A 4547-nucleotide genomic window follows, 5' to 3' on the forward strand; every position below is an offset into this window, starting at 1 on the left:
GTACGGATGACGGGGGCGTACGGGACGTCAGCGCGCGGTCAGCGTGGCGTCGACGTACGCGACGAGGGCCTCGTGCATGTCGTCGGGGCTCGTGCCGGGGGCCTCGGGGGCCGAGGCGAGGACCTGGGTGGCGAGGCCGTCGATGAGCGCGGTCAGGCGCAGCGCGGCGGCGGCGGGGTCGGCGGGGCGGAAGACACCCTCGGCGATGCCGCGGCGGATGACGTCGGCGACGGTGGAGCGCCACTGCCGGTAGTAGTCGGCGTGCAGGCGGCCCATGGCGGTGGACCGGGCGGCCTCGGCCCACAGGTCGAGCCAGACGCTCCACTGCCAGCGCTGCTGAGGGGTGCGGGGGATCTGGAGCTCGATGAGCTGGCGCAGCTCGTCGGCGGTGTCGGCGGCGTCCGCGACGCGCGCGGCCCGGCGCGCGGTGTCCTCGTCCATGCACCAGCGCACGGCGGCTTCGAGGAGGTCGTCGCGGCCGGGGAAGTGGTAGTGGATGGCGGCGGTGCTGGTGTCGCAGGCCGCCGCGATGTCCTGGACGCGGACGGCGTGGAAGCCGCGCTCGGCGATGAGCCGGACGGTCTCGCGGACGATCTGCAGCGGGCGGCCGCCCTCGGGCGCGGCGGCGCGCTCGCGCCGCTGGGGCGCCTCGGGGGCACGGGCGGACCCGAGGAGGCGGCCGACGTCGACCCCGCCCTCGTCCGCGATGCGGGCGAGCTCCGCCGCCGTGAAGCGCCGGGTGCCGCCGAGCGAGCGGGAGAGCTTGGAGGGGTCCATGACGATGCGGCGCGCGAACTCGCGCTGCGTCACGCCGGCGTCGGCGATCACCTTGCGGACGCGGTCCGCCACCTCGGGGTCGTGCATGGTCGGCCACCGTACCCGCGCGTTGCGATGAACGCAACGCACGGGAGGCAGATGACCAAATGAATCAAGGGATTGTGATTCTGACTGACGTATCAGTCGAGCTGGTCAACGCGCTTCCGGACGCCGCTGACGAAGTCGTCGAGATACGGGTCGGCGATCTTCACGGGCCCGTGCTGATGGTGCTCGGCGGGGTCGACGACGATCTTCGAGATCCGCTCGGCGAGAGCGTCCGTCTCCGCGCGCTCCCGCCCGGCCTTCGCCCCGTCGCCCGCCTCGACGGCGGTGAGCGCCGCCAGACCGTGCCGCAAGGCCTCGCCCCACAGCTCGGTGGCGTCGAGCCAGCGGTCCGCGTCGTGCAGGAAGAGCCGGTCGGGCAGGCGCGAGCGCAGGGTCTCCGGGAGGGCGCCGATCTCCCTCGCCACGGGCGTCAGCGCGCGGATCGCGGCCCGCGGGTCCGTCTCGTACGTCCGCCAGAACGCGTCGAGCCTCGGCCCGAGGACCGGCGACTGGGGCTGCCAGTTCCGCTCCCCGAAGGTGGGTGCCACGTGGTTGAGGTCGACGAAGGCCTGGACGGCGTCGGCGGTGCGCGCGTCGCCGCCCGCGAGGTACAGGGCGGCCTGCCGCCCCGACCGGGTCCGGTCGTAGCCGCGGTCGTTCCAGGAGAAGTCGTTCATGGTGAAGACGGCGAGTTTGCTGGCCGCCTCCTGGTTCATCGGGTTCGACACGAGACCGCTGAGGTGGTCGGACAGGCCCTTGTCGCGCTTGTCGTACGGCGCGAGCAGCAGCCGCCCCGCGGTGCGCGCGAAGTCGTTGACGGGGTAGTTGTCCCAGACGAACACCTTGCGCCCGAACAGCTCGGAGGCGCGCCGCGCCTGGGCTTCGGTGATCTCGGGCGGCACGACGTCGGTGCCGGTCCACATCACCTCGACCGCCTTGTCGAGCTCGGCCCGCAGGGTCTGCTTGTACGCGGTGTCGGCGAGGTCGCCGTACTCGGTGGGCACGGTCTGCAGCGGATACGTGCCCTCGTGCCCGGCGACGAACTCGCGCTGGATCGTGTTGAGGAGCCCCGCCTGCGCCGTGGCGGCCGCGGCCCGCCCGGGGGCACCGAACGCCGCCTCGTCGGCGGCGCAGTTCCACTTGGTGTAGCTGATGTCGTCGAGCGGCACGGAGAAGGACCGCACGCCCAGGTCGTACAGCGAGCGCAGTTTCGCCGTCAGGGCCGCGACGTCGGCGGGGTCGGAGTAGCAGATCGAGCCGCCCGGTGAGACGGCGAAGGTGAAGCGCACGTGGTTGGCCCGCGCGCGGTCCACGAGTTCGCCCAGTTCGGCGAGCTTGTCCGCCGGATAGGGCTCACGCCACTTCTCGCGGTGGTAGGGATCGTCCTTGGGCGCATACACATAGGTGTTGGCCCGGGTGTCTCCGAGGAAGTCCAGCTGGTCGAGGCGTTCGGCCCGGGTCCAGGGCGGGCCGTAGAAGCCCTCGATGCTGCCGCGCAGGGCCATCGAGGGGTGGTCGGAGATCTCGGCGCCCGCGAGGGAGGTGCGCGTCATCAGCTGCGCCAGGCTCTGCACCCCGTAGAACTGCCCGGCCGGGTCGGTTCCGCCGACCGCGACCGTGCGGTGCCCGACCCGCAGCGCGTACCCCTCGGGCCGCTCCGGGACATCGGTGCCGCCGAGCGCCCGAGCGATGTCGGGGCGGGCGGCCGGACCGAGCAGGAAGGTGAGCGGGGCACGGCGCGAGCTCTTCTCGCGTACGTCGATGTCGCGGACCCCGTGGGCGCGCAGCGCCTCGGTGAGCCGGTTCCGGGCCGACTCGTCCGTGTCCTTGCCGACGACGAGTTCGACGCGGCGGGCGAGCGGGACGTCGGCGCCGACGCGCGCGATGTGCTGCGGGGCCGGGGAGACGACGGGAAGCGGACGGGATCCGCCTGTGGGGCTCGCGGTGGCCGCCGGGGCGAGGGGCGCCGCGAAGGCGGTGACGGACAGGAAGGCGACGAGGGCCCGGACGCTGGATCTGGTGACGCGGGGCATGCAACCTCCAGGTGGCGTACGTGCGTTGATGTGCCTTTCGGTTCAGTCGCGGGTGTGCTCGCGGTACAGGTCGAGGGTGCCGTCGAGTTCGAGGGCGAGCACGGTGCAGAGCGGGTCGAGCAGGCCGTCGTCGAGGTGGACGTACTCCCAGCCGGGTACGTCACCGAGCCCGCCGACCCGTTCGTGGCGCACCTCGGCGCCGGTGCCGAGCACGCGAGCGGAGCGCACGGCGTTGCGCAGGCCGCGCAGGACGACGTACTCGTTGGGCCGGTCGAACAGGAAGAGGTAGAGGGTCCGGCGGTCGCCGGAGAGAGTCGAGGGGCCGTAGAAGTGCCCGTGCGGCAGCCCTCGCACGGTGCCGTAGACGGCGTCGGCGTGCCGCCCGATCCACTCCCCCAGCGCTTCGAGCCGCTCGGCCTGCTCGGGCAGCAGCGTGCCGTCGCCCTTCGGGCCGACGTCGAGGAGCAGGTTGCCGCCGCCTCCGATGGTCTCGGCGAAGATGCGGACGAGCTGGCGCGGGGTCTTGTGCCGGTGGTCCTGGGGCCGATAGCCCCAGGAGTCGTTGACGGTGAGGCACAACTCCCATGCTCCGTCGGGCGGTTCCACGGGAACGCCCTGCTCGGGAGTGGCGTAGTCGCCGTGCCCGGTCAGGCGTCCGTTGACGACGGTGCGGGGGCTGGTCGCGGCGATCTCCTGGGCGAGCTCGGTCATCCCCCACTGCTCGGGGCTGCGCTCCCACTCGCCGTCGAACCACAACAGGTCGGGCTGGAACAGGCCGATCAGTTCCCTGACCTGAGCGCGGTGGAAGGCGAGGAACTCCGTCCAGCGCTCGGATGATTCCTCGCCGGCGGCGGGCATGGAGTAGCGGTTGCCGCGCTCGGCCGGGTCCTGGCCGTCGGGCCTGACGGTCGCGTAGTCGGGGTGGGACCAGTCCAGGTGGGAGTAGTACAGGCCGACCTTGAGGCCGCGGGCGCGGAGGGCGGCGACGTAGGGGGCGACGAGGTCGCGGCCGGCCGGGGTGCGTCGCGGGACCGACAGGTCGTTGGCCCCCGTGTCCCACAGGGCGACTCCGTCGTGGTGCTTGGCCGTCAGGACGGCGTAGCGGGCGCCTGCCTCGACGAACAGGTCCGCCCAGGCGTCGGGGTCGTAGCGGTCGGCGGTGAAGCGGTCGAGCTGGGTCATGTAGCGGTCGTAGGGGACCTCGTCGTGGAAGAACGACCAGGACTCGGCGACGCCGTCCACGCTGTAGATGCCCCAGTGGACGAAGATTCCGAGCTTGGCGTCGGGGAACCAGGGGTGGATCACGGGTGGGTCTCCCTCGGTCGCGGAAGCCTTCGCGCAGGCTAGGCCGCCCCACCCTCCCCACACAATAGGTCGGAGGTCTCCCTCTCCCCCGACACCGTTTCCCCTGCCCGCGCGCACCGGGGCCGGCGCACCCCTTCATCACCACTCTGCACCGTGGCTGTGCCCGCCTGCACCGGGCTTGGCGCCTCCTTATCGCCACCCGGCACCGTGGGCTGTGCCCACCCTTCCCCAAGCTCTCGGCTCCGCTCGAGCAGGGGATGCCCCACTCGCCCTGCGGAACGCCTGCCCACAGCAGGAGCGGATCCCCCACCGGGGCGCGGTCGCACGCGCGCCTGAGGGGACGTGGCG

The 4547-nt window shown here is 72.7% G+C and carries 3 protein-coding genes; all 3 read right to left on the reverse strand.

The annotated features are described in order from the left end of the window. Window positions 1-27 precede the first annotated feature (27 nt). Window positions 28-864: a TetR/AcrR family transcriptional regulator gene (locus AOK22_RS37445; RefSeq protein WP_055703118.1), complete on the reverse strand. Its 837-nt coding sequence runs from the start codon at window positions 862-864 to the stop codon at window positions 28-30. Window positions 865-956: 92 nt separating this feature from the next. Next, window positions 957-2894 carry a glycoside hydrolase family 84 protein gene (locus AOK22_RS37450; RefSeq protein ID WP_055703119.1) on the reverse strand — a complete coding sequence of 646 codons (1938 nt, stop codon included), beginning with the start codon at window positions 2892-2894 and terminating at the stop codon, window positions 957-959. A 42-nt stretch (window positions 2895-2936) separates the two neighbouring features. Then, window positions 2937-4196, reverse strand: coding sequence for an alpha-L-fucosidase (locus AOK22_RS37455; RefSeq protein ID WP_055703120.1), 1260 nt, complete (start codon window positions 4194-4196; stop codon window positions 2937-2939). Window positions 4197-4547: the final 351 nt, after the last annotated feature.

Origin of the sequence: Streptomyces silaceus, assembly GCF_001419745.1 — a bacterium.
Taxonomy (GTDB): domain Bacteria; phylum Actinomycetota; class Actinomycetes; order Streptomycetales; family Streptomycetaceae; genus Streptomyces; species Streptomyces silaceus.

Coding starts and splice junctions, on each gene's coding strand:
- AOK22_RS37450 (WP_055703119.1), bottom strand. CDS start 2,894: ATGCCCCGCGTCACCAGATCCAGCGTCCGGGCCCTCGTCGCCTTCCTG.
- AOK22_RS37445 (WP_055703118.1), bottom strand. CDS start 864: ATGCACGACCCCGAGGTGGCGGACCGCGTCCGCAAGGTGATCGCCGAC.